The organism is Rhodococcus sp. PSBB066 (assembly GCF_017068255.1).
GTDB lineage: Bacteria > Actinomycetota > Actinomycetes > Mycobacteriales > Mycobacteriaceae > Rhodococcus > Rhodococcus aetherivorans.
This window is the reverse complement of record NZ_CP070859.1, coordinates 4,293,988-4,317,359: the sequence shown is the minus strand read 5'-3', so window position 1 is coordinate 4,317,359 and position 23,372 is coordinate 4,293,988. Positions and strand designations below refer to the sequence as shown.

The following is a 23,372-nucleotide window of genomic DNA, read 5'->3' as shown; positions in this document are numbered from 1 at the left end:
CCGGTCCGCCGGGGTCAGTCCCCGACGCGGCGCAGTGCCTCCAGACAGGTGGCTCCGAGCACGGCGGGATCGGCGCCGATCCCGGCGAGGGTGACGGTGCCCAGCGCGGCCCGCCTCAGGTGCGCACACCATTCCTGCGCGACCGCGAGGGGATGGACCGGGTCGTCCACGGCGGCGGCGATGCCGACCGGCACCTCGACGGTCCGCAGCTCGTCCCGGTCCGGCGCCCGGTAGCGGGACGCCTCGTCGAGCGCCGCCGGCAGGCCCGGCCACTGCGACCGCCAGGAGCGGGCCAGTTCGACCCCGAGCCAGGCGGGGCTGGACGCCACCATCGCCGCGGTGACCGCAGCAAGTCCGTGGGCGCGCAGCTCGCCGGCCGTCCAACGGGCGCTCGCCGCCGCCGGCGCGGCCTCCGGCGAGCCCGTCCACGCCGGCAGGGCTGCGAGCACGCCGACGGTGCGCCCCGGGTGCTCGGCCGCCCACCGCAGCGCGACGGCCGCCCCGAGCGACACCCCGCCCACCAGCACGGGACCGTCGGCGGCGGCGCGGTCGAGTGCATCGACGTAGCTGCCGACCACGCGTGCCGGGTCCGGGTCGACCGCGACGGTGCGTATTCCGGCAGCGGCGAGCGGACCGCCGAACGCCCGCTCCACGAAGCGGGCGTCGGAGCCCGTCCCGGGCAGGACGACGGCGACGAAAGTGCTGGCCCCGGCGTGTTCGGGGGACGTGTTCGCGGAGCGCATGGTCCGATCCTGCCGGACCCGTCCGAGCAGGTGGGAACCCGAGTGGTTGCCCTGTGCGGATAGGTCTACAGTGGCCCTCAGGAAAGCCCCATGCGCGGCCCGCGATCCGTGCCGCGCCCTTCTCAGGAGCACGCTATGGCACCCGCCGCAGCCGGTTACTTCCGCCGACTCACCCGTCGGCTCACGGAAGATCTCGAGCAACTCGACGCCGAGGAGATCGCCGAAACCGCCCAGGCGACGGGTGCCCGCCGCGCCTGCGACTGTGCGCGCGGCGAAGAGGTGACCATGTTCGGTCGTCTCCGCAGTGTCGAGGCGTGCCCGAAGGCCGCCAGCGCCGCCGTCGAGGCGGAACTGTTCGACGGCACCGAGGCCGTCAAGCTCGTGTGGATCGGACGTCGCCGCATTCCGGGCATCGAGCCGGGCAAGACCCTGCTGGTGCGCGGGCGCGTCGGCGAGCGTGACGGCTCGAAGGTCATCTACAACCCGTATTACGAACTGCGCGAGCGGGCCTGACCCGAGCGCCGGTGCCCCAGCGCCCGGCGCCGCCCCGCGCCCGCGTGGGGCTGTGGCACCCTCGTAGGAGTGAGCGACAAGCAGCAGACGGTCCTGGAACAACTCGGTGGACTCAGCGGGTTGGTCTACTCGACCGTGCCCGTGCTGGTGTTCGTTCCGGTCAACAGCATCTGGGGCCTGACCGCCGCGATCTGGGCGGCCCTCGCCGTGGCCACCGTCATCCTCGTGTGGCGGCTCGTCCAGCGCACCCCCGTCCAGCCGGCGGTCTCGGGGCTCCTCGGTGTGGGCGTGTGTGCGTTCATCGCCTACCGCACCGGCGACGCCAAGGGCTACTTCCTCTTCGGCATCTACACCAGCCTGCTCTATGCCGCCGGTTTCGTCCTGTCCATTCTGGTGCGGCGGCCCCTGGTCGGCGTCATCTGGGGCATGCTCAACGGGCAGGGATCGTCCTGGCGGCGGCATCGCGTCGCCGTGCGCGCCTACGACATCGCGACCGCGGCGTGGGCGCTGGTGTTCGCGGCCCGCTACTTCGTGCAACACGAGCTGTACGACGCCGACCGGACCGGCTGGCTCGCCGTGGCCCGGATCGGTATGGGATGGCCGCTGACCGCGGTGGCGTTGCTCGTGACCTTGTGGGCGGTCCGCCGCGCCGATCGGCTGGTCGAGCCGGCGCCCGAGGCTGTCGACGAGCCTGTCGAGACCGGCCCGGGCCGGGCCGCCGAAGCCGGCCCCGACCAGGACGCGCGGTGACCTGCTAGAGGCCGATGGCCGCCCGCAGTTCCTGCTCCACCTCGGCCGCGGCGACGAACAGCAGTTCGTCGCCGCCTTCGAGCGGATCGTCGGGCTGCGGGACGATGACCCGGCCGCCGCGCAGGATCGTCACCAGGGCCGCGTCCCGGGGCAGTTGCAGCTTGCGCACCGGCTTGCCGGCCAGCACGGTGGTGTCCGGCAGCGTGATCTCGACCAGGTTCGCGCCCTTGCGCAGCGTCATCAGCCGCACCAGGTCGCCGACCGAGACGGCCTCCTCGACCAGCGACGCCAGCATGCGCGGCGTGGACACGGCGACGTCGACGCCCCAGGACTCGTCGAACAGCCACTCGTTGCGCGGATCGTTGACGCGGGCGACGACGCGGGCGACGCCGAACTCGGTGGTGGCGAGCAGGCTCAGCACCAGGTTGGCCTTGTCGTCGCCGGTGGCGGCGATCACCACGTCGTACTGCTCGAGCTGTGCGGCCTCGAGCAGGCTCAGCTCGCACGCGTCGGCGTGCACCCACTTGGCGTCGGGCACGGATTCGGGCTCGACGTGCTCGAGCTTGCGTTCGAGCAGCATCACTTCGTGGTTGTTGCGGATCAGTTCGCGCGCGATGGAGCGCCCGACGGCTCCCGCTCCCGCGATGGCCACCTTCATCGGCGTTCCTCTCGGTGATTCCGGGTCGTGTGTTGCGGCTGCGCCTGCGGGCGCGGCACGGTCAGTCGTCGGCCGCGGGGGGCTGTTCGGCGAGGGCGATCGCCTCGGCGACGGTGCCCGAGACAGCCGCGATGTAGACCTGGTCGTCCGCCTGCAGCACGGTCTTGCGGTCGGGTAGGACCCCGGTGCCGAATCGGATGATGAACGCGACCCTCGAGTGGGTCGCGGCCTCGAACTCGGTGACGTTGCGGCCGATCCAGTCCTCGTGCACCGACACCTCCGCGACGGCGACGGTGCCGGTCGGATCCCGCCACTTGGCGGTCTGGCTCTCATGGGTGAGGTTGTGCAGGAACCTGTCGGTCGTCCACGGCACCGTCGCGACGGTCGGGATCCCGAGTCGCTCGTACACCGCGGCGCGCTTGGCATCGTAGATGCGGGCGACGACGCGCTCGACGCCGAAGGTCTCCCGGGCCACACGGGCGGAGATGATGTTCGAGTTGTCCCCGGAGGAGACGGCGGCGAACGCGTCGGCCCGCTCGATGCCGGACCGCACCAGCACGTCCCGGTCGAAGCCCATGCCCACGATCGTGTGCCCGGGAAAGTCCGGACCCAGCCGCAGGAACGCGCTCGGGTCGCGGTCGATGACGGCCACCTCGTTGCCCAGCCGGACGAGCGCCGCGGCCAGGGAGGAACCCACCCGGCCACAGCCCATGACCACCACGTACACCGTTCGCTCCGTTCCGCTTCTTTCCGTGTCGCCGCGCGTCCCGATCGCGACGCGCAGAACCGAACCGTACCGCCCGCGCAGGACCGGCGTGCGGTGCCGGCCGAACGGGCTCCCCGCAGAGGTGCATTTCGGACACGGCCACGGGTGCCCGGCGGGTGGCCGGTGGGACGGCTTAGGCTTTGCGAGTGTCCAAGCTCTCGACCGCCACGAAGCGGTTGTTGTTGGGTAGGCCGTTCCGCAGCGACACGCTCGGTCACACGTTGCTACCCAAGCGAATCGCCCTGCCGGTGTTCGCATCCGACGCGTTGTCGTCGGTGGCGTACGCCCCGGAGGAGATCTTCCTCGTCCTGTCCGTCGCGGGTCTGTCGGCGTACGTGTTCACGCCGTGGATCGGCGTCGCGGTGGCGCTCGTCCTCGCCGTCGTCGTCGCCAGCTACCGGCAGAACGTGCACGCGTACCCCTCCGGCGGCGGCGACTACGAGGTTGCCACCGTGAACCTCGGTCCGACCGCGGGATTGACCGTCGGCAGCGCCCTGATGGTCGACTACGTGCTCACCGTCGCGGTGTCGATCTCCTCGGCCGCGGCGAACATCGGATCGGCGGTGCCGTTCGTGGCGCAGCACAAGGTGCTGTTCGCGATCTCCGCGATCGTCGTGCTGACCGCGGTCAACCTGCGTGGCCTGCGGGAAGCCGGCACCGCGTTCGCCGTCCCGACCTACGCCTTCATGATCGGCATGATCGTCATGCTGGGGTGGGGTCTGGTGCGCGTCTTCGTGTTCGGGGACGACGTCAAGGCCGAGTCGGCCGGGTTCGAGTTGGTCGCCGAGCAGTCGGATCTGGCCGGGATCGCGTTCGTGTTCCTGCTGGCCCGTGCGTTCTCGTCCGGGTGTGCCGCGCTGACCGGCGTCGAGGCGATCAGCAACGGGGTGCCTGCGTTCCGCAAGCCGAAGTCCCGCAACGCCGCCACGACCCTGCTCATGCTCGGCGGGATCGCGATCGTCCTGCTCCTCGGCATGATTCTGCTCGCGAACAAGCTGGGGGTGGTCATCGCCGAACATCCCGAGACCCAGTTGCGCGGTGCCCCGGAGGGCTACCAGCAGAAGACGCTCGTGGCGCAACTCGCGCACGCGGTCTTCGACGACTTCCCGCTCGGGTTCCTGCTGATCACCATCGTGACCGCGTTGATCCTGGTGCTGGCCGCCAACACGGCGTTCAACGGCTTCCCGGTGCTGGCCTCGGTGCTGGCGCAGGACCGCTACCTGCCCCGGCAGCTGCACACCCGGGGCGACCGGCTGGCGTTCAGCAACGGCATCCTGTTCCTGTCGGGCGTGGCGATCGTCTTCGTGTGGGCCTTCGATGCCGAGGTCACCAAGCTGATCCAGCTCTACATCGTCGGGGTGTTCGTCTCGTTCACCCTCAGTCAGACCGGCATGATCCGGCACTGGACGCGGCATCTGGCGTCCGAGACCGACCCCGAACAGCGGGCCCGCATGCGACGGTCGCGGATCGTCAACACGATCGGCCTGATCATGACCGCATCCGTCCTGGTGATCGTGCTGGTGACGAAGTTCGCGGCGGGCGCGTGGATCGCGATCGTGGCGATGGTCGCGATCTTCGGTGTGATGAAGGCCATCCACCGTCACTACGACAGCGTGGCCGAGGAACTGGAGAACACCGAATGGGACGGTGTGCTGCCCAGCCGCACCCATTCGATCGTGCTGGTGTCCAAGCTGCACATGCCGACCCTGCGGGCGCTGGCGTACGCGCGGGCCACCCGGCCGGACACGCTCGAGGCGGTCACCGTCAACGTCGACGAGGCCGACACGCGGATGCTGGTGCGCGAATGGGAACGCAGCGACATCACCGTCCCTCTCAAGGTCGTCGAGTCGCCGTACCGGGAGATCACCCGCCCCGTCCTCGAATACGTCCGGCGGGTGCGACGGGACTCGCCGCGCGACGTGGTGACCGTGTTCATCCCGGAGTACGTGGTGGGTCACTGGTGGGAGCAGATCCTGCACAACCAGAGCGCGCTGCGGCTGAAGAGCCGGCTGCTGTTCCAGCCCGGTGTCATGGTCACCAGCGTCCCGTGGCAGCTGAGCTCGTCGGCCCATGCCCGCGGCGAACGATTGGACTCCGCGCCGGGATCGGTGCGGCGGGGATTCGAGGAGGAGGAGCGGTGAGCATCGACTGGTCCGGCCGTCGGCTCGAGGTGACGCTGGGCAACCCGGCGCACGGGGGCTTCTGCGTCGCCCGGCACGAGGGGCGGGTCGTGTTCGTCCGGCACGGTCTGCCCGGGGAGCGCGTCGTCGCGCTGGTCACGGAGGACCGTGGCGGCTCGTTCTGCCGCGCCGACGCCGTCCACATCCTCGAAGCGTCGCCGGACCGGGTGGAGCGGGTGTGTCCCATCGCCGGTCCCGGCGGATCGGGGTGCTGCGACCTGTCCCACGCGACGGTGCCGGCCCAGCGGGCATTCGGGGCTGCGGTGGTCGCGGAGCAGTTGCGCCGTCTCGGCGGCATCGAGCGCGAGGTGGTCGTCGAGGAGGTGCCGGGCGGGGCGGCGAACGGCACCCGCTGGCGCACCCGGGTGCGGCTGGCCGTCGACGCCGCCGGGCGAGCGGGGTATCGGCGCTACCGGAGCCACGAACTGGAGACCGAACTGGCGTGTCCGCAGATCGAGGCGCGCGCCTACGAGGGGCTGGCCGAGCGGGTGTGGCAGCCCGGTTCCGAGGTCCAGGTGGTCCTCGATGCGGACGGGACGCGGCACGTGGTCGAGATCGCACCGCCGCCGGTCTCCCGCACGGGACGTCGCAGTCCGGGCCGGCGGGGAGCGTCCGCCCGCCGCGCGGCGGCCGGTGCGCCCCGCGCCGAGAAGGTGATCGAGGGCTCGGGGCGGGCGGTGGAGCGGGTCGGCGGCCGGGACTGGCACCTGGCCGCGACCGGCTTCTGGCAGGCACACCGCGGCGCGGCGCAGACCTATTCGGACACCGTGGGGGAGTGGGCCGCGGCGTCGCCGGGGGCGACGGCGTGGGACCTCTACGGCGGTGTCGGGGTGTTCGCGGCCGTCCTGGCCGATCAGGTCGGCGACGGTGGCCGGGTCGAGTCTGTGGAACTGTCGCGCCGGGCGGTGCAGGACGGCGCGGAAGCGCTCTCGGATCTCGGGCAGGTGCGGTTCCATGCGGGCCGGGTGGAACGGCTGCTGCCGGATCTCCCCGCCCCGCAGGTCGTGGTGCTCGATCCGCCTCGGGCCGGCGCCGGGCGCGAGGTGGTGGCGGCCGTCGCGGCGGCCGGGCCGGAGCGCGTCGTGCACGTCGGATGCGATCCGGCGTCGTTCGGCCGGGATGTCGGCCTGTACCGGGAGCACGGGTTCGAGCTGGCCGAGCTGCGCGTCTACGCGGCGTTCCCGTCGACGCATCACGTGGAGTGCCTGGCGTTGTTCACCCGCTGAGCAGGCCGATCACGGATTCAGGGCGTCTCGCGCGTCCTCCGCGGTTGCTTGCGGCATGCAACTAAATGTATAGTTGCGTGTCGCAAGCAAATAATTTCGATTCGGAGGTGTTCCGTGGCTGTCCAGCCCGACACCGCGCACGCGCTCGTCGACGCGATCTTCCTGTTCAGTCGCACGCTGCGCACGACCCTGGCCAACTCGACGGGTGACCCGTTGCCCAACGCGCTGACCGGCGTCCTGTTCGTCCTGTGGCGAATGGGGGAGTGCCGCCCCACCGAACTCGCCGCGGAGCTGTGCATGAGTCAGTCCGCGTTGAGCCGGCAGCTGGGGGAGCTCGTCGAACGGGGGATGGTGGACCGCCACCGTGACCCGGACGACAGGCGTGCCCACCGCGTCAGCGTGTCCGAGACCGGGCAGAAAGCCCTGCGCGAGATCCGCGACCGGCGCGCCTCCCGATTGCACGAGCTGCTCGGCGGCTGGGACCAGGCGCAAGCCGAATCCGCCCTCGACGCGCTCGCGCACCTGAACCACACCCTTTCCGTACACGAACCCCCCGGAAGGAACTGCCTGTGAGTGCCGCAGCTGTCAGTCCCCCCTCCTCGGCGAGCGGACCCGGCGCCGCCGAGACCACCATGACGCACCGCGAGATCCTCGAGGCTCTCGCCGGCCTGCTCGCCGCCCTCTTCACGGCGCTGCTCAGCAGCACCATCGTGGCGGTTGCGCTCCCCACGATCATCGCGGACCTGAACGGCACCCAGACCCAGTTCGCGTGGATCATCACCACCGCGCTGCTCGCCAACGCCGCCTCGACGCCGATCTGGGGCAAGCTCGCCGACCTGTTCAACAAGAAGCTGCTGGTGCAGACGGCGATCGTCGTCTTCGTGGCCGGCTCGATCCTCGCCGGCTTCGCCACCAACGTGCCCGTCCTGCTCGCCGCCCGCGTGATCCAGGGCATCGGCATGGGCGGTCTCACCGCGCTCGTCGTCGCGGTCATCGGCAGCATCATCCCGCCCCGCGAACGCGGCCGGTACTCCGGCTACATGGGCGCGGTGATGGCCGTGTCGATGTCGGGCGGACCGATCCTCGGCGGCATCATCGTCGACAGCCCGCTCGGCTGGCGCTGGTGCTTCTTCATCTCGATCCCGATCGCCGTCGCGGCCATGCTGTTGCTGCAGCGCACCCTGCACCTCGTGACCGAACGCAAGCAGAACGTGAGCATCGACTGGCTGGGCGCCACCCTGCTGACCGCCGGTGTCAGCGTCCTGCTGATCTGGGTGTCGTTCGCCGGCAAGGCCGGCTACTACGAGTGGCTGTCGTGGGAGACCCTCGCGTACGTCGGCGCCGGCGTCGGACTGCTCGCCGCCACCGTCGTGGTCGAGTCCAAGGTCGCCGACCCGATCATCCCGCTGAAGATCGTCACCGAACGCACCACTGCGCTCGCGATCATCGCGTCCGTCGCCGTCGGCGTCGGAATGTTCGGTGCCACCGCGTTCCTCGGCCAGTACTTCCAGACGGCCCGCGGCTACAGCCCGACGGCCGCCGGCCTGCTCACCATCCCGATGGTGCTCGGCTCGCTCGTGGCCTCGGTGGTCTCCGGCCAGCTGATCACCCGCTTCGGCCGGTGGAAGCCGTTCCTGGTGCTCGGCGCCGTACTGCAGGTGATCGGTTTCGGGCTGCTCGGGTTCCTCGACCACGCCACCCCGATGTGGCTGATCGGGGTCTACATCGCGATCGTCGGCCTCGGCACCGGCATGCTCATGCAGAACCTGGTGCTCGCCGTGCAGAACACCGTCAGCGTCCGCAACATCGGAGCCGCGAGCAGCTCGGTCGCGTTCTTCCGTACCTTCGGCGGCGCGATCGGAGTGTCCGTGCTCGGATCGATCCTCGCCACACGCGTGACGACGCTGTCCGCGGACGGCTTCGCCGCCCTCGGCATCGACACCGGCTCGGCCGGCGGCGGAGGCAACCTCGACCTCGCGGCCCTGCCCGAACCGGTCGCGGAGATCATCCGCCACGCCTACGGCGACGCCACCGGCCTGCTGTTCCTCGTCGCCGCGATCATCGCGCTGGTCACCGTCGCGGCGGTCGCGTTCATCCCGAACCGCCCGCTGCGCAAGACCATCGACATCGTCACCGAGGAGAAGGTGCCCGCGCCGGCGGAGCACTGATCAGGACCGGCGGTTGTACAACCACATCGTCGCCGGCCCGAACAGCACGATCAGCGCCGCGCACCACGCGAACACGATCGCGAGGTGCGCGGCGTCCGGCGTGCCCGCCGTCAGATCCCGGATGGCGGTGACGAGCCGGCTGATGGGATTGACCGTCACGAAGCCCTGCAGCCAGCTCGGCATCGTCGCGGGGTCGACGAACACGTTCGACGCGAAGGTGAGCGGGAACAGGATGGTCATGGACACACCCATCACCGCCTGCTCGGTGCGCAGCAGCATCGCCAGCATCGTCCAGACCCACGAGAGACTGAACGCGAACAGCAGCACGAGCGCCACCGGCCCGATCGTGCCGATCGGGCCGCCCGTGGGCCGGAACCCGAGCATCATCCCGAGGGCCAGCACGATCACCGACGCCAGCGTGTAGCGGGCGAGATCACCGAACAACGCGCCGACGAGGGGAGCGGGCCGCCACACCGGCATCGAGCGGAACCGGTCGAACACGCCCTTCTCGATGTCGCGGTTGAGCGTCATGCCCGTGTACATCGTGATGGTGCACACCGTCTGCACCAGGATGCCGGGGATCAGGAACTGCACGTACGCGGTGGTCGAACCGGCCAGCGCCCCGCCGAACAGGTACGTGAACAACAGCGTGAACATCAGCGGGAAGACGGTCACGTCGAACAACTGCTCGGGAACGTGCTTGATCCGCAGCAGTGCCCGCCACCCGAACGACAGCGACGCGGCGAACGCGGACGCCGGCGTCGGACGCGGCCCGGGGACGTGGAGGACGTCCACGACGGCGGCGGGGGTGCCCGCCCGTCGGTCGGCGGTCGAGGTCACGACGCGATCTCCTCGTCTTCGTCGGGAACTTCCGTGGGATGGCCGGTGAGCGCGAGAAAGACCTCGTCCAGGCTCGGCTGCCCGAGGGCGAACGTCGTGACCGGGATGTCCGCCGCGGCGAGGGCCGTCAGCGCCCCCGCCGCGGCCCGCGGATCGTCCACCCGCGCGGTCAGCGCGGCCGGATCGGACGCGGCCGTCACCGCCACCCCCAGCGCGGCGCCCAGCACCGCCGCCGCCTCGTCCCGGCGCGCGGGATCGACCACCCGCACGTGCAGCGAACCCGACCCGACGGACGCCTTGAGCTCGCCCGGGGTGCCCTCGGCGATCACCCGGCCACGGTCGATGACCGCGACCCGGTCGGCGAGCTGGTCCGCCTCGTCGAGGTACTGCGTCGTCAGCAGCACCGTCGTCCCCGCGGCCACGAGCGCCCGCACGATCTCCCACACCTGGTTACGGCTGCGCGGGTCGAGCCCCGTCGTCGGCTCGTCCAGGAAGATCAGTTCGGGAGCGACGATGATGCTCGCGGCGATGTCGAGGCGCCGCCGCATGCCCCCCGAGTACAGCTTCACCTGACGGCCCGCGGCCGGCTCCAGATCGAACGCCGCCAGCAGCTGTCCGGCCCGGGACCGGGCACCCGCCCTGGAGAAGCCCAGCAGCCGGGCGAGCAGTACCAGGTTTTCCGCGCCGGTCAGATCCTCGTCGAGCGACGCGAACTGGCCGGTGAGCGAGACCCGGCGCCGCACCAGCTCGGGCTGAAGACGCACGTCGTGCCCGAGTACGGTCGCGGTCCCGCCGTCCGGTGCGAGCAGGGTGGCCAGCATCCGGATCGTGGTCGTCTTCCCGGCGCCGTTCGGGCCGAGGACGCCGTAGACGCCGCCGGCGGGGACGGCGAGGTCGATTCCGGCCACGGCGGTCTCCGCGCCGAAACGCTTGATCAAGCCCGAGGTCTCGATGGCCAGTGCAGGGGGCATGGGTCCAGCCTCGCCCACGGTGCCGGGCCCGGCAATCGGTTTTGTCGGATTCGACCGGCCTGGGGTCGCCCCGCGCAGTGCCCACCGCCCGCTCGGCGGGGTCAGGCGCGCCACACCGGCGCCACCGTGGGCGACGTCACATCATCGGCATAATGAGGTGAGGGACACGGTGTGAGACGGGGCGGCGGCACGACGAAGCGAGTCGACCACCTCCGACGCTCCGTAGACTGGGTGGAACCGCTCGCGCGGAGACGCGCGGGTCCGAGCCGGAGGGAGCAATTCCAGTTGGGTGTCCTGTCCCGCATCGAGTCGCCCGAGGACCTGCGTCGGCTCAGCCAGCCGGAGATCAGGGAACTCGCCGGGGAGATCCGGCAGTTCCTGGTCGAGAAGGTGGCGGCGACCGGGGGACACCTCGGCCCCAACCTCGGCGTCGTCGAACTGACCATCGCCATGCACCGGGTCTTCGACTCCCCCCACGACCCGATCATCTTCGACACCGGGCATCAGGCGTACGTCCACAAGATCCTGACCGGTCGTAAGGACGGCTTCGACACGCTGCGCAAGCAGGGCGGCCTGTCGGGCTACCCCTGCCGCGCCGAGAGCGAGCACGACTGGGTCGAGTCCTCGCACGCCTCGGCCGCCCTGTCCTACGCCGACGGCCTCGCCAAGGCCTACGAGCTGTCGGACCAGCAGGACCGGACCGTGGTCGCCGTGGTCGGCGACGGCGCGCTCACCGGCGGGATGTGCTGGGAGGCGCTGAACAACATCGCGGCCGGCAAGGACCGGCGGCTCGTGATCGTCGTCAACGACAACGGCCGCTCCTATGCCCCCACTATCGGCGGACTGGCCGAGCACCTCGCGGCGCTGCGGCTGCAGCCCGGCTACGAGCGTGTCCTCGACAACGGCCGCCGCTTCGTGAAGCGGCTGCCGTGGATCGGTGCGGCCGCGTACTCCGTGCTGCACGGGATGAAGGTCGGCATCAAGGACGCGGTCAGCCCGCAGGTGTTGTTCACCGACCTCGGCCTGAAGTACCTCGGACCGGTCGACGGCCACGACGAGGCCGCTCTCGAGGCCGCCCTCCGCCGCGCCAAGTCTTTCGGCGGACCGGTGATCGTGCACGCCGTCACCCGCAAGGGCGCCGGGTACGCCCCGGCCGAGAACCATGTCGCCGATCAGATGCATGCCACCGGTGTCATCGACCCGGTCACCGGCCGCGCCACCGCGGCGGCGTCGGCTCCGGACTGGACGTCGGTGTTCTCCGACGAACTGCTCGTGCAGGGCGGCCGCCGCAAGGACGTCGTGGCGATCACCGCGGCGATGCCGGGACCGACCGGGCTGTCGGCCTTCGGCGAACGCTACCCCGACCGGATGTTCGACGTCGGCATCGCCGAGCAGCACGCCGTCACCTCCGCCGCCGGCCTCGCGCTCGGCGGAATGCACCCGGTGGTCGCGGTGTACTCGACGTTCCTCAACCGCGCCTTCGACCAGTTGCTGATGGACGTGGCGCTGCTGAGACTGCCCGTGACCGTGGTGCTCGACCGGGCCGGCATCACCGGTGCCGACGGCGCCAGCCACAACGGTATGTGGGACTTCTCCCTGCTCGGCGTGATCCCGGGGATCCGGGTGGCGTCGCCGCGCGACGGCGCGACCCTGCGCGAGGAGTTCGGCGAGGCGCTCGCCATCGCCGACGGCCCGACCGTACTGCGGTTCCCGAAGGGCGCGGTCGGCTCCGACATCCCTGCGGTGGAGCGCATCGACGGCACCGTCGACGTGCTGCGGATGCCGTCCGAGCGTCGCGGTGACGTGCTGATCGTCGCGGTCGGCGCGTTTGCGGGCCTGGCGCTCGACGCAGCGGAGCGGCTCGAGCAGCACGGCCTCACCGCCGCCGTCGTCGACCCGCGCTGGGTGCTGCCCGTCCCGGCGGCCCTCGCCCGGCTGGCGCGGGACTTCCGGCTCGTCGTCACCGTGGAGGACGGCGGCATGCACGGCGGTGTGGGTTCGGCGGTCTCGTCGGCCCTGCGGGCGGCCGGAGTCGACGTTCCCACCCGTGAACTCGGTGTGCCGCAACGGTTCCTGGATCATGCGTCGCGGGAACAGATCCATCGTGAGCTGGGGCTGACCGCGCAGGACGTCGCGCGTCAGGTGACCGGCTGGGTCGTCGGGCTCGGTGCCGCGCAGAAGGCGGAGCAGGCCGTGGACGGGACCGCCGGGGAGGAGTCCGCGGGCGACGTCGTCGTCCGGCGGGACCCCGGCCTCTGACGCTGCGACGACGGGCCGGCCGCACGTGCGGCCGGCCCGTCGTCGCTCAGCCGGCTTCCTCGAGGGTCCGTCCGCGTGTCTCGGGCACGAACTTGATCACCACCAGCAGAGACAGCGCGGCCATCACCGCGTAGCCGGCATAGGTGAACGACAGGTTCCAGTCCGCCAGCGCCGGGAACGTCGCGGACACGAGGAAGTTCGCGATCCAGTTGGAGGCGGTCGCGATGCCGACGGCGACGGCACGCACCCGGTTCGGGAACATCTCGCTGATGAGGACCCACACCACCGGACCCCACGACAGGGCGAAGAAGAACACGAAGGCGTTGGCCGCGAGCAGGGCGATCATGCCGTAGGTGTCGGACAGCGTCGCGACCTTCTCCCCGTCCTCGTTGACGACGAAGGTCGCCGAGTGGAAGCACACGGCGGCGGTGCCCAGCGACGCCGCCATCCCGACGGATCCGACGAGCAGGAGCGGCTTGCGGCCGATCTTGTCGATCACCGCGATGGCCACGAAGGTACCGACGATGTTGACCAGTGCGCTGACGACGCTGATGAGCAGGGACCGGTCTTCGCCGAATCCGACCGCCTGCCACAGCGTCGACGAGTAGTAGAAGATCACGTTGATGCCCACGAACTGCTGCAGCGCGGCCAGGGCGATGCCCACGTAGATCAGCGCAGCCACGCCCAGCCGCCGGGAGAACACGTCCCGCACACCCGGCCGGGCGGACTCGAGGTGCAGGGTCTCGCGGATCGTGGCGATCCGCTCGGCGACGGCGACCTCGTCGCCGCCCTCGACCGTGGCGATGATGCGGCGCGCGGCGTCCTCCCGGCCGATCCGCACCAGGTACCGCGGCGATTCGGGGATGGGGAAGGTCATGATCAGGTACAGGGTCGCGGGGACCGCGCCGAGTGCGAGCATCCACTGCCAGGCCTCGATGCCGAGCAGCTCTTCGCTGGCCCCGCCGGCGGCCGCGGCGAGGGCGTAGTTGACGAGCTGGGAAATTGCGATGCCGAGGACGATCGCGAGCTGGTACATCGAGCCGAGTCGGCCACGTATGGCGGCGGGCGAGATCTCGGCGATGTAGGCCGGGGCGATGACCGAGGCGAAGCCGACGCCCACGCCACCTATGGAGCGCCAGAACGTCAGGTCGTAGATGCTGAAGGGGAACGCCGACCCGAGTGCGCCGACAAGGAACAGGACCGCGGCGATCTGCATGACCCGGATCCGGCCCAGCCGATCGGCGATGCTGCCGGCGATCCACGCACCGAGCGCCGCGCCGACCAGCGTCAGCGACACGGACAGGCCGATGGCCCCGGCGCCGACCTCGTAGCGCTCGCGGATGGCGCCGACGGCGCCGTTGATGACGGCGGTGTCGTATCCGAACAAGAATCCGCCGAGCGCGGCCACGGCGGCGAACAGCACCGCGCGGGCCACCGTGTGCTGCTGCTCGATCCTCGAATGGGGGAGGTGGGAACTGTCGGTCACAGGCTGGACGGTACGCCTGACACCGCGTCGGGGGGGCCGCTTCGGTGGGCACCGTGGCCGGGGTGATACGCACGGACGCGCCCCAGGGCCCACGACGGTTACGCGGGTCCCGGGGCGCCGTGCGGAGCTACCGGTTCGTCAGACGCCGGCCACGCCGGGGGCGAGGAAGCGTGTGCCGTTGACGGCCTCCGAGGTGCCGGTGCGATCGAGGTACGGCGTGATGCCGCCGTTCCAGAATCCGAAGCCGCCGCCGAGGATCAGGCACAGGTCGATGTCCTCGGGGGCGGCGACGACGCCCTCCTCGAGCATGATCCGGATCTCCTCGGCGAAGGCGCGACGGGTCCGCTCGAGCACCTCCTCGGCGGTGGAGGGCTTGTCGCCCTGCGGCCACAGCGCCGCGACCTCCGGGTCGACGACCTGCTTGCCGTCCGCGTACGTCCACACGCCCGGCTTGCGGGCCTCGACGAGCGCCTCGAGTCCGGGGGAGGACACGAAGCGGTCGGGGTAGGCGGCCTGCAGGGTCTCGCCGGTGTGTAGCGCGACGGCCGGGCCGACGAGTGCGAGCAGCGTGAAGGGGCTCATCGGCATGCCCAGCTCGCCGACGGCGTTGTCCGCGACCTCGAACGGGGTGCCCTCGTCCACGGCGGTCATCACCTCGCCGAGGGTGCGGGTGACGAGCCGGTTGAACACGAAGCCCGGCAGGTCCCCGCACAGCACGGCCGACTTCTTCAGCGCCTTGGCGGTGGCGAAGGCCGTCGCAAGGGTCGCGTCGTCCGTCTGCGCGCCCCTGATGATCTCGAGCAACGGGAGCACGGCGACGGGGTTGAAGAAGTGGAAGCCGACGACGCGCTCGGGGTGCTTCAGGTCCGCGGCCATCGTGGTGATCGACAGCGACGACGTGTTGGTCGCCAGGACGGTTTCCGGCGAGACGTACTGCTCGATCTCGGCGAACACCTGCTTCTTGACGTCCATGTTCTCGAACACAGCCTCGATGACGAAGTCGGTGTTCGCGAACGCGGCCTTGTCGAGGGAGCCCGACACGAGCGCCTTGAGGCGGTTCGCGGCGTCGGGCGACAGCCGGCCCTTGCCCTGCAGCTTGTCGATCTCGGTGTGCACGTAGCCCACACCCTTGTCGATGCGCTCGGAGTCGACGTCGGTGAGGATCACCGGCACCTGCAGCTGGCGCACGAACAGCAGCGCGAGCTGGCTGGCCATCAGGCCCGCCCCGACGATGCCGACGCCGGTGACCTTGCGGGCCAGGGACTTGTCCGGCGCACCGGCGGGACGCTTGGCACGCTTGTTGACCAGGTCGAAGGCGTAGAGCCCGGCCCGCAGCTCGTCGGACATCAGCAGGTCGGCCAGCGCCTCGTCCTCGGCGGCGAAGCCCTTCGACAGCGACTCGGGATCGGCGATGTCGGTGTTACGGGCCAGCTCGAGCAGCTCGACCGCCCGGGCCGCTCCGGGCGCGAAGCCGCGGGTCTTGGCCGCGACGAGCGCCTTCGCGCGGCCGAGCGCCGCGTCCCAGCCGGCGCCGCGGTCGATCTCGGGGCGGGCCGGGGTGATGTCCCCGGCGAGGACCTTCGCAGCCCAGGCGAGGGACTGCTCGAGGAAGTCGGCCGAGCCGAACACCGCGTCGGCCAGGCCGAGTTCGGCGGCCTGCTTCGCGCGGATGACCTTGCCGTTGTTGAGCGGGTTCTCGAGGATCAGCGTCACCGCGTGGTCGGGCCCGATCAGGTTCGGCAGCAGCTGGGTGCCACCCCAGCCGGGGACCAGACCCAGCATCGTCTCGGGCAGGCCGAGCGCCGGCACGTTGTCGGCGTAGGTCCGGTAGTGGCAGTGCAGCCCGACCTCGAGGCCGCCGCCGAGGGCGAGGCCGCCCACGAAGGCGAACGTCGGCACCTGCGAGTCGCGCAGGCGGCGGAACACGCGGTGGCCGAGGCGGCCCAGCTCGAGCCCCTGCTCGCGGCTGGTGATCGAGGGAACGCCCTTCAGGTCGGCGCCGGCGGCGAAGATGAACGGCTTGCCGGTGACCGCGACAGCAGCGGGGTTCGCGGCGAAGGCCTCGTCGAGGGCCTTGTCGAAGGCCTCGAGGCCGGCGGGGCCGAACGAGTTCGGCTTGGTGTGGTCGAACCCGTTGTCGAGGGTGATCAGCGCGACGGGGCCGTCGATGCCGGGCACCTCGACGAGCTTGGTGTAGGCGTTCGTGACGACCTCGTCGGCGAACAGGGACGAAAGCTCGCTCATGACTACTTGTCTCCCTCGAAGTTGGGGTTCTCCCAGATCACGGTGCCGCCCATGCCGAGGCCGATGCACATCGTGGTCAGGCCGTAGCGCACCTCGGGGTGCCGGGCGAACTGCCGGGAGAGCTGGGTCATCAGGCGCACGCCGGACGACGCGAGCGGGTGGCCGCAGGCGATGGCGCCGCCCCACTGGTTGACCCGCGGGTCGTCGTCGTCGATGCCGAAGTGTTCGAGGAACGCGAGCACCTGCACGGCGAAGGCCTCGTTGATCTCGAACAGACCGATGTCGTCGATGGTCAGGCCGGTGCGGGCGAGAACCTTCTCGGTCGCCGGCACCGGGCCGATGCCCATCACGGCCGGGTCGACGCCCTGGAAGGCGAAGCCGACCATGCGCATGCCGATCTGCAGACCGAGTTCGCGGGCGGTGTCCTCGCCGGCGAGGAGGCAGGCCGTCGCGCCGTCGTTGAGGCCGGCGGCGTTGCCGGCGGTGATGCGGCCGGCGGGGCGGAACGGCGTCTTGAGCTTCGCGAGATCCTCGAGCGTGGTGCCCGGGCGCGGCGGCTCGTCCTCGGTGGCCAGGCCCCAGCCGGTCGCCGACCGGGTGGCGACGGGCACGAGGGTCTCGGCGATGTAGCCGGCCTTCTTCGCGGCGTCGAACTTGTTCTGGCTGGCGACGGCGTAGGCGTCGGTGCGGGCCTTGGTGATACCGGGGAACCGGTCGTGCAGGTTCTCGGCGGTGTTGCCCATCACCAGGGCGCTGGGGTCGACGAGTTTGTCGGCGAGGAACCGGGGGTTCGGATCGGCGCCCTGACCCATCGGGTGGCGGCCCATGTGCTCGACGCCGCCGGCGATCACCACGTCGTACTGACCGAAGCCGATTCCGGAGGCGGTGGTGGTGACTGCGGTCATCGCGCCGGCGCACATGCGGTCGATCGCGAAGCCCGGCACGGTCTCCGGTAGGCCGGCGAGGATCGCGGCAGTGCGGCCGATGGTCAGGCCCTGGTCGCCGGTCTGGGTGGTCGCGGCGACGGCGACCTCGTCGATGCGCGCGGGGTCGAGCTGCGGGTTGCGGCGCAGCAGCTCCCGGATGGTCTTGACGACGAGGTCGTCGGCGCGGGTCTCCGCGTAGATGCCCTTCGGGCCCGCTTTCCCGAACGGGGTGCGTACGCCGTCGACGAAGACGACATTGCGTTGAGTTGTGGTGGTTGACGCCACGCGTATTCCTCCCGATGGAGCGATGCTCGCCGACGCCGGCGAGGCCAGGGTTCCGGGAACATCCCGGCGCCGGGCAGCCCGGACGCCAGCGTGTTACCGACCAGTAACTTACCATCCGCGCCGGGCGTCACCGGAGGGGTGCGCGCGCCGGGCAGCCACCGGTCTCGCCGGCGGTCGGGGCGTCCTGCGGCGAGGCCGGTGGTCGCCGGGGTTGCGGGGCGCGCTCGTGACCATCAGGGGAACTCGCCGCGCTGGTCCCGAGTACGTTGCTCTGAACAGCGGGTATGCGGAAGCGCTCGACACCGAGGCGGTGGCGAATGCAGGGATCGGGCGTGACGCGACCGTGGGTCCGCGGGCCGGGACGGTGGGAACGGGTCAGTCCGCGGTCAGCGCCTTCGCCAGGCGCGGCGCCGTCAGCTCCCGCTGCCAGGGCCGTGCCCCGTCGGTGGCGAACCGTTCCTCGATGTACGCGACGACGTCGGTATCCGCCGACACCCGCCACTCCCAGCACAACCGGCGCACCAGTTCGGGGCCGACGAGATTCTCCACCGGCACCTGGACCTGCTCGCTGAGCTCGGCGAGCGCGGCACGGGCCGCGGTGAGCCGCGCGGCGGCGTCGGGATCGTGCCGGGCCCAGCGGTTGGCCGGCGGCGGGCCGGTGAACGGCTGTGTAACGGGTGGCAGCTCCGATTTCGGCAGCGCCCGGGCCCGCTCGATCGCTCCCAGCCACACCCGCGACGACCGGCGCTGCCGCGGCCCCCCGAAGACCGGCAGGGCGCGCAGCTCGTCGACGGTACGGGGGGCGGCCTCGGCTGCGGCGACGATCGCGGAGTCCGGCAGCACCCGGCCCGGGGCGATGTCCCGGCGTGCCGCGAGTTCGTCTCGCGCCGTCCACAGCTCGCGCACGATCGCGAGCCGCCGCGGATCCTTGAGGGTGTGGATGCGGGAGGTGCGGCGCCAGCGGTCGGGCTTGGGGGCCGGAGGCCCGGCGCGACGGATGTGCTCGAACTCCTGCGCGGCCCACTCCGACTTGCCCTGCTGCTCGAGCTCGGCCGCCATCGCGTCCCGCAGCTCGACGAGGATCTCGACGTCGAGAGCCGCATAGTTCAGCCAGGCGTCGGGGAGCGGCCGGGTGGACCAGTCGGCCGCCCCGTGGCCCTTGCGCAGCTCGAAACCGAGGGTGCGTTCGACGATGGCGGCCAGCCCCACCCGATCGAAGCCGGCGAGACGCCCGGCCAGTTCGGTGTCGTAGAGCACCGCGGGCCGCAGGCCCAGCTCGTCGAGGCCGGGCAGGTCCTGGTCGGCGGAGTGCAGCACCCACTCGAGATCGTTGATCGCCGCCGCGAGCGGCGCGAGCGCGTCGGCCGTCGGGATCGGGTCGAGCAGCACCGTGCCGGCGCCGGCGCGACGCAGCTGCACCAGATAGGCGCGCGCGGAGTACCGGAAGCCCGAAGCCCGCTCGGCGTCGACGGCGAGCGGCCCGCTGCCCGCGGCGAGCGCTTCCGCCGCCGCGGCCACCCCGGCTGCCGTGGTGACGACCTCGGGGACGCCGTCACGCGGGGTCAGCAGCGGGACCGTCGCCCCTGCGGGCTCGTGTTCGTTGGCTACCGACATGGTTCGTGACTCTATCCGGGTGGCGGTGGTCTGGGCGTCGACCCGGTCAACCGCGCGGTCGACGTGCCGATTCCCGGTGTGACGAGTGGCACACGACCGCGCGGGCTGCTGCGCGGATTCTACGGTGCGGTGTCGAGTTCGTCGAGCGCCGAAGGGAAGGCGTCGACGAGCGCCCAGACGTCGGGAACAAGTTCGGGGCACGTGAGCACGCCGACATCGAGCGCGCCGTCCAACGACATCACGGTGATGTTGAGTCCGACCCCGTGGAAGATCGGTCCCAGCGGGTACATGGCCCGGATCCGGGCCCCGAGGAAGTACAGGGGCATCGCAGGGCCGGGCACGTTCGAGACCACCAAGTTGTGGACCACGGGGTGGCGTTCCGCGAGCCGCAGCGACGCGTACGTGCGCATCGCCGCGCCGAACACCGCGGGCGCCATGAACTGCGTCCAGTCCTGCAGCAGGCTTGCGCCCAGGGCCGAATTATGTTCTTTGGCACAGGCATTCGCATCCGCGATCGCGTGCAGTCGCTCGATCGGATCGGCGATGTGGGTGTGCAGGCTCGCGAACATCGGCGAGACCTGGTTGCGTCCGGGCCGGTCCGACTTGCCGCGCACCGACACCGGGACCATGCCGATCAGCGGAGAGTCGGGGAGCTCGTCGCGGTCGGCGAGGTAACGGCGCAGCGCACCGGCGCACACGGCCATGACCACGTCGTTGACCTTCACCCCGTGCTCGTCCTTCACGGACTTGACCCGGCCCAGGTCGAACTGCGCGAATCCGACGCTGCGGTGGCCGGTGATCGTGCCGTTGAAGGAGGTGCGCGGAGCGGTGAACGGTGCCGGCATGGCCTCGCCGCGACGGGCCCGGGTGATCCACCGGGGCACCAGCTCCACGGTCTTGGGCAGCGCCCGCACCAGCCCCAGCGGGCGGGTGGCGACGTTGAACAGGCCGCCGAGGGCGATCCCGAGCGCCGAGCCGCCGCCGGCCCCGTCGGTGACGGGCTCGGGCCGTGGCGCGTCCGGTTCGAGGCTGCACAGCTGCGCCACGAGGTCCGCGCCGGTGACGCCGTCGGCGCCGGCGTGGTGGATCTTCGTCATCACCGCGACCGATCCGTCCTCGAGGCCCTCGATCACCACCATCTCCCACAGCGGCCGGGAGCGGTCGAGCGGCTGTGCGGCGATGTGCCCGCACAGGTCCGCGAGCTCCTCCCGGCGCCCGGGCGCCGGGACCGCGACCCGGTGCAGGTGGCGGTCGAGGTCGAAGTCCGGATCGTCCACCCATACCGGATGGTCGAGGTTGAACGGGCTGTCGGCGATCTTCTGGCGGAACAACGGTACGGCCGTGAGGCGGGCCGCGAGTTCCGCGCGCAGTGCCTCGTAGCGGTACCCGTCCGGAACGGTCGTCGTGTCGAGGACGATCAGTCCGCACACGTGCAGCAGCTGCGTCGGCGTCTCGAGGTACAGGAATCCGGCGTCGAGGCCGCTGAGTCGATGCATGGCCACATTCTAGAACAGGTTCTAGTATCGGCGGGGGAACCTGGTCCACCTGCCCGAGCGGGTCTTCGTCGCCCCGGCGGTCCGGAACCCGTTCCCCGGGCGCCGCGACGGGCGCCGGTCAGCTCGGCGCGGCGAGCGGGGCCGGCGGAGCGCCCGGCACCCGGTCGGCCAGCTCCGCGAGAGCAGCCGGGAAGCCGTCGGCCAGCCGCCACAGGTCCGGCAGCAGGTCGGGGCACGACTGCAGGCCGAAGTGCAGGCCGCCGTCGAGCGACAGGACGGTGATGTTCAGGCCCGCGCCGTGGTAGATCGGCCCGAACGGGTACAGCGCGGTGATCCGCGCGCCGAGGTAGTACAGCGTGTCCGTCGGCCCGGGGATGTCGGAGACCACGAGATTGTTCAGCACCGGGAGCACGTTGGGCAGCCGCAGCGCCGAATACAACCGCAGGGCCGCCCCGAACGCCGCGCCCGGAGCCACCTGGCCCCAGCTGCCGAGCAGGTCGGGGTCGAAGGTGGCGTGGTGGGCCTTGGCCGCAGTCTCGTCCGCCGCGACGGCGTGCAGCCGCACGACGGGATCGGCGATCTCGGTGTGCAGCCGCCCCATCAGCACCGAAATCTGGTTGCCGGCGTCCCCCCGGGCGCGTCCGTGCACCGAGACCGGGACGGCGGCCACCAGGGGAGAGGCCGGCAGTTCGCCGCGGGCGGCGAGATATCGGCGCAGAACCGAGGCGCACAGGGCCAGCACGACATCGTTGACCGTGACGCCGAACGCGCGCTTGACCGCCTTCACGGCCGCGAAATCCAGCGTCACGAACGCGACGTTGCGACGGCCGGTGACGCGGCGGTTGAACGACGTCCGCGGCGCCGTGAGCGGCACCGCCATCGCCTCCCCTCGCCGCGCCCGGCCCACCCACCGGGGCACCATGGCCGCGCTGGACCGCACCGCGCGGGCGAGGTCCAGCGGCCGGGTGGCGAGATCGGCAACGCCGCCCGCGGCGACGGTCAGGCGGTTCGCCCCACCGACGCCGGGCGACTCGGGCCGCGGTGGCGGGGCGCCGGGTTCGCGGTCGCACAGCTGCGCCAGCAGGGTCGCCCCGGCGAGGCCGTCCACGACGGCGTGGTGGATGCGCGTCAGCACCGCGACCGAGCCGTCGGCCAGTCCCTCGAACACCGCGGTCTCCCACAGCGGCCCGGACCGGTCGAACCGCTGGGCGAAACGCTGCCCACAAAGCACGGCCAGTTCGGCCGCGGTGCCCGGGGGCGGCACGGTGAACCGGCGCACGTGCCGGCCGACGTCGAAATCGGGGTCGTCCACCCACACGGGATGGCCGGGATTGAGCCGGGAGTCGACCACTCGCCGGCGCAGCAGCGGCACCGCCGCAACGCGCGCCTCCAGGTCGGAGCCGAGCCGTTCGAAGGAGTAGCCGCCCGGCACGGTCGAGACGTCGAGCAGGGCCAAGCCGCCGATCTGCACGGGCAGCCCCGGCGAGTCGGTGTAGAGGAGCGCGGCGTCGAGCCCGCTGAGCCGACGCATGCCTCGATCATAGGACCGCGGGGTGCGCCGGTGCACCGCTCTCCGTGCCGTCGGCGACTCGGGACTCGGCGACGGCTCAGTGCTGCAGGCGCGTCACGCCCGCCGGGGGCAGGCCCGCCGCATACGCGAGCACCTCGCAGAACGCCTCCACGTGCGGTCCGAGCTCGCCGGACTGTGCGGTCCACGACGCCCGTAGCTCCAGCTGATGCGCCCGCGCCGGGCCGGCGATGTCGCCGAAGCGCACCGAACTCGTCGACGTCACGGTGCCGCCGAGCGCCGTCAGCGGCTCGCCGTGCGCGTCGAGCGCATCGACCAGCCAGCTCCAGGCCACCTCCGGCAGCAGCGGATCGGCAGCCAGGGTGGCGTCCACGTCGGCCTGGATGTAGGCGACGAGCCGCATGGTGCCGTTCCAGGCCTCGTCGCCCTCCGGGTCGTACAGCAGGATCAGCCTGCCGAACGCGTCGCCCTCCGATTGCTCGGGCACCAGGTCGGTGTCCGGATGGAGCACCTCCGCGCCCAGCGCATAGCTGTACGGAGCCAGCCGCTGCGGCGGCCGGATCGGACCCACCTCGATCTCCGGCCGCACGGTGGCCGCGTTCATCGAGTCGATGGCAGCGCGGAACTGGGCCGGCTCGGCGGGCGAGGTGGTCACGACAGCGGACGTTAGACCGGGTGACCGGGACCACGCGGGAGGCGCGCCGATTCCGGAGGGGTGG

Annotated in this window: 19 protein-coding genes; 7 read left to right on the top strand and 12 right to left on the bottom strand. The window is 71.4% G+C overall.

Translation table 11 applies throughout. From position 1 onward, the window contains the following. Positions 1-14 precede the first annotated feature (14 nt). Positions 15-743: an alpha/beta hydrolase gene (locus tag JYA75_RS19540; protein ID WP_203329263.1), complete on the bottom strand. Its 729-nt coding sequence runs from the start codon at positions 741-743 to the stop codon at positions 15-17. 135 nt (positions 744-878) lie between these two features. Here JYA75_RS19540 and JYA75_RS19535 point away from each other — a divergent pair, with 135 nt between their 5' ends. Both JYA75_RS19535 and JYA75_RS19530 read left to right on the top strand, forming a co-directional pair. Continuing rightward, complete coding sequence (locus JYA75_RS19535; RefSeq protein ID WP_006938133.1) at positions 879-1,256, top strand: OB-fold nucleic acid binding domain-containing protein; 378 nt, start codon at positions 879-881, stop codon at positions 1,254-1,256. 69 nt (positions 1,257-1,325) lie between these two features. Continuing rightward, the gene (locus JYA75_RS19530; protein ID WP_006938132.1) at positions 1,326-2,006 is read left to right on the top strand and encodes a DUF3159 domain-containing protein; all 681 of its coding nucleotides are present in this window, start codon (positions 1,326-1,328) and stop codon (positions 2,004-2,006) included. Between the two features lie 4 nt (positions 2,007-2,010). On the opposite strand, the gene JYA75_RS19525 is transcribed toward JYA75_RS19530, so the two are convergent. Together JYA75_RS19525 and JYA75_RS19520 are read right to left on the bottom strand one after the other, a co-directional pair. Then, positions 2,011-2,664 (bottom strand): TrkA family potassium uptake protein, encoded by a 654-nt coding sequence (locus JYA75_RS19525; RefSeq protein WP_006938125.1) that lies wholly within the window; start codon positions 2,662-2,664, stop codon positions 2,011-2,013. A gap of 61 nt (positions 2,665-2,725) precedes the next feature. Next, on the bottom strand, positions 2,726-3,391 hold the full coding sequence (locus JYA75_RS19520; protein WP_006938124.1) for a TrkA family potassium uptake protein: 666 nt from the start codon (positions 3,389-3,391) through the stop codon (positions 2,726-2,728). Between the two features lie 185 nt (positions 3,392-3,576). On the opposite strand from JYA75_RS19520, the gene JYA75_RS19515 reads away from it, so the two are divergent. The 4 genes from JYA75_RS19515 (at position 3,577) to JYA75_RS19500 (ending at position 9,004) form a co-directional block, all read left to right on the top strand. Continuing rightward, positions 3,577-5,571 carry an APC family permease gene (locus JYA75_RS19515; RefSeq protein WP_006938123.1) on the top strand — a complete coding sequence of 665 codons (1,995 nt, stop codon included), beginning with the start codon at positions 3,577-3,579 and terminating at the stop codon, positions 5,569-5,571. Beyond that, complete coding sequence (locus JYA75_RS19510) at positions 5,568-6,836, top strand: TRAM domain-containing protein (protein ID WP_072635150.1); 1,269 nt, start codon at positions 5,568-5,570, stop codon at positions 6,834-6,836. Before JYA75_RS19515 ends, JYA75_RS19510 begins: the two co-directional genes overlap by 4 nt. 114 nt (positions 6,837-6,950) lie before the next feature. Beyond that, positions 6,951-7,409: a MarR family winged helix-turn-helix transcriptional regulator gene (locus JYA75_RS19505; protein WP_203329262.1), complete on the top strand. Its 459-nt coding sequence runs from the start codon at positions 6,951-6,953 to the stop codon at positions 7,407-7,409. Between the two features lie 59 nt (positions 7,410-7,468). Continuing rightward, a complete protein-coding gene (locus JYA75_RS19500) occupies positions 7,469-9,004 on the top strand; it encodes an MDR family MFS transporter (RefSeq protein ID WP_029543427.1) in 1,536 nt (511 codons plus the stop codon). Here JYA75_RS19500 and JYA75_RS19495 read toward each other — a convergent pair whose 3' ends face one another. Both JYA75_RS19495 and JYA75_RS19490 read right to left on the bottom strand, forming a co-directional pair. After that, positions 9,005-9,844 (bottom strand): ABC transporter permease, encoded by an 840-nt coding sequence (locus JYA75_RS19495; RefSeq protein ID WP_185712723.1) that lies wholly within the window; start codon positions 9,842-9,844, stop codon positions 9,005-9,007. Then, positions 9,841-10,815 (bottom strand): daunorubicin resistance protein DrrA family ABC transporter ATP-binding protein, encoded by a 975-nt coding sequence (locus JYA75_RS19490; RefSeq protein ID WP_006938116.1) that lies wholly within the window; start codon positions 10,813-10,815, stop codon positions 9,841-9,843. Before JYA75_RS19490 ends, JYA75_RS19495 begins: the two co-directional genes overlap by 4 nt. A gap of 285 nt (positions 10,816-11,100) precedes the next feature. Between JYA75_RS19490 and dxs the strand changes: the two genes are divergently transcribed. Further along, positions 11,101-13,074, top strand: a complete 1,974-nt coding sequence (gene dxs, locus JYA75_RS19485) for a 1-deoxy-D-xylulose-5-phosphate synthase (protein ID WP_006938100.1) — start codon at positions 11,101-11,103, stop codon at positions 13,072-13,074. A gap of 46 nt (positions 13,075-13,120) precedes the next feature. Here the strand turns inward: dxs and JYA75_RS19480 are convergent, their stop codons facing one another. The 7 genes from JYA75_RS19480 to JYA75_RS19450 all read right to left on the bottom strand — a co-directional run bounded on the left by JYA75_RS19480 (position 13,121) and on the right by JYA75_RS19450 (position 23,308). Beyond that, positions 13,121-14,560: a sugar porter family MFS transporter gene (locus JYA75_RS19480; protein ID WP_006938099.1), complete on the bottom strand. Its 1,440-nt coding sequence runs from the start codon at positions 14,558-14,560 to the stop codon at positions 13,121-13,123. A gap of 138 nt (positions 14,561-14,698) precedes the next feature. Beyond that, positions 14,699-16,804 carry a 3-hydroxyacyl-CoA dehydrogenase NAD-binding domain-containing protein gene (locus JYA75_RS19475; RefSeq protein ID WP_006938096.1) on the bottom strand — a complete coding sequence of 702 codons (2,106 nt, stop codon included), beginning with the start codon at positions 16,802-16,804 and terminating at the stop codon, positions 14,699-14,701. Positions 16,805-16,806: 2 nt separating this feature from the next. Further along, complete coding sequence (locus JYA75_RS19470; RefSeq protein WP_006938095.1) at positions 16,807-18,015, bottom strand: thiolase family protein; 1,209 nt, start codon at positions 18,013-18,015, stop codon at positions 16,807-16,809. 375 nt (positions 18,016-18,390) lie between these two features. Beyond that, positions 18,391-19,629, bottom strand: coding sequence for a ribonuclease D (locus JYA75_RS19465; protein ID WP_006938094.1), 1,239 nt, complete (start codon positions 19,627-19,629; stop codon positions 18,391-18,393). 119 nt (positions 19,630-19,748) lie between these two features. Then, positions 19,749-21,125: a wax ester/triacylglycerol synthase family O-acyltransferase gene (locus tag JYA75_RS19460; RefSeq protein ID WP_006938093.1), complete on the bottom strand. Its 1,377-nt coding sequence runs from the start codon at positions 21,123-21,125 to the stop codon at positions 19,749-19,751. A 118-nt stretch (positions 21,126-21,243) separates the two neighbouring features. Further along, positions 21,244-22,656, bottom strand: a complete 1,413-nt coding sequence (locus JYA75_RS19455) for a wax ester/triacylglycerol synthase family O-acyltransferase (RefSeq protein WP_029543440.1) — start codon at positions 22,654-22,656, stop codon at positions 21,244-21,246. Positions 22,657-22,732: 76 nt separating this feature from the next. Further along, complete coding sequence (locus tag JYA75_RS19450; protein ID WP_006938090.1) at positions 22,733-23,308, bottom strand: DUF3000 domain-containing protein; 576 nt, start codon at positions 23,306-23,308, stop codon at positions 22,733-22,735. Positions 23,309-23,372 lie beyond the last annotated feature (64 nt).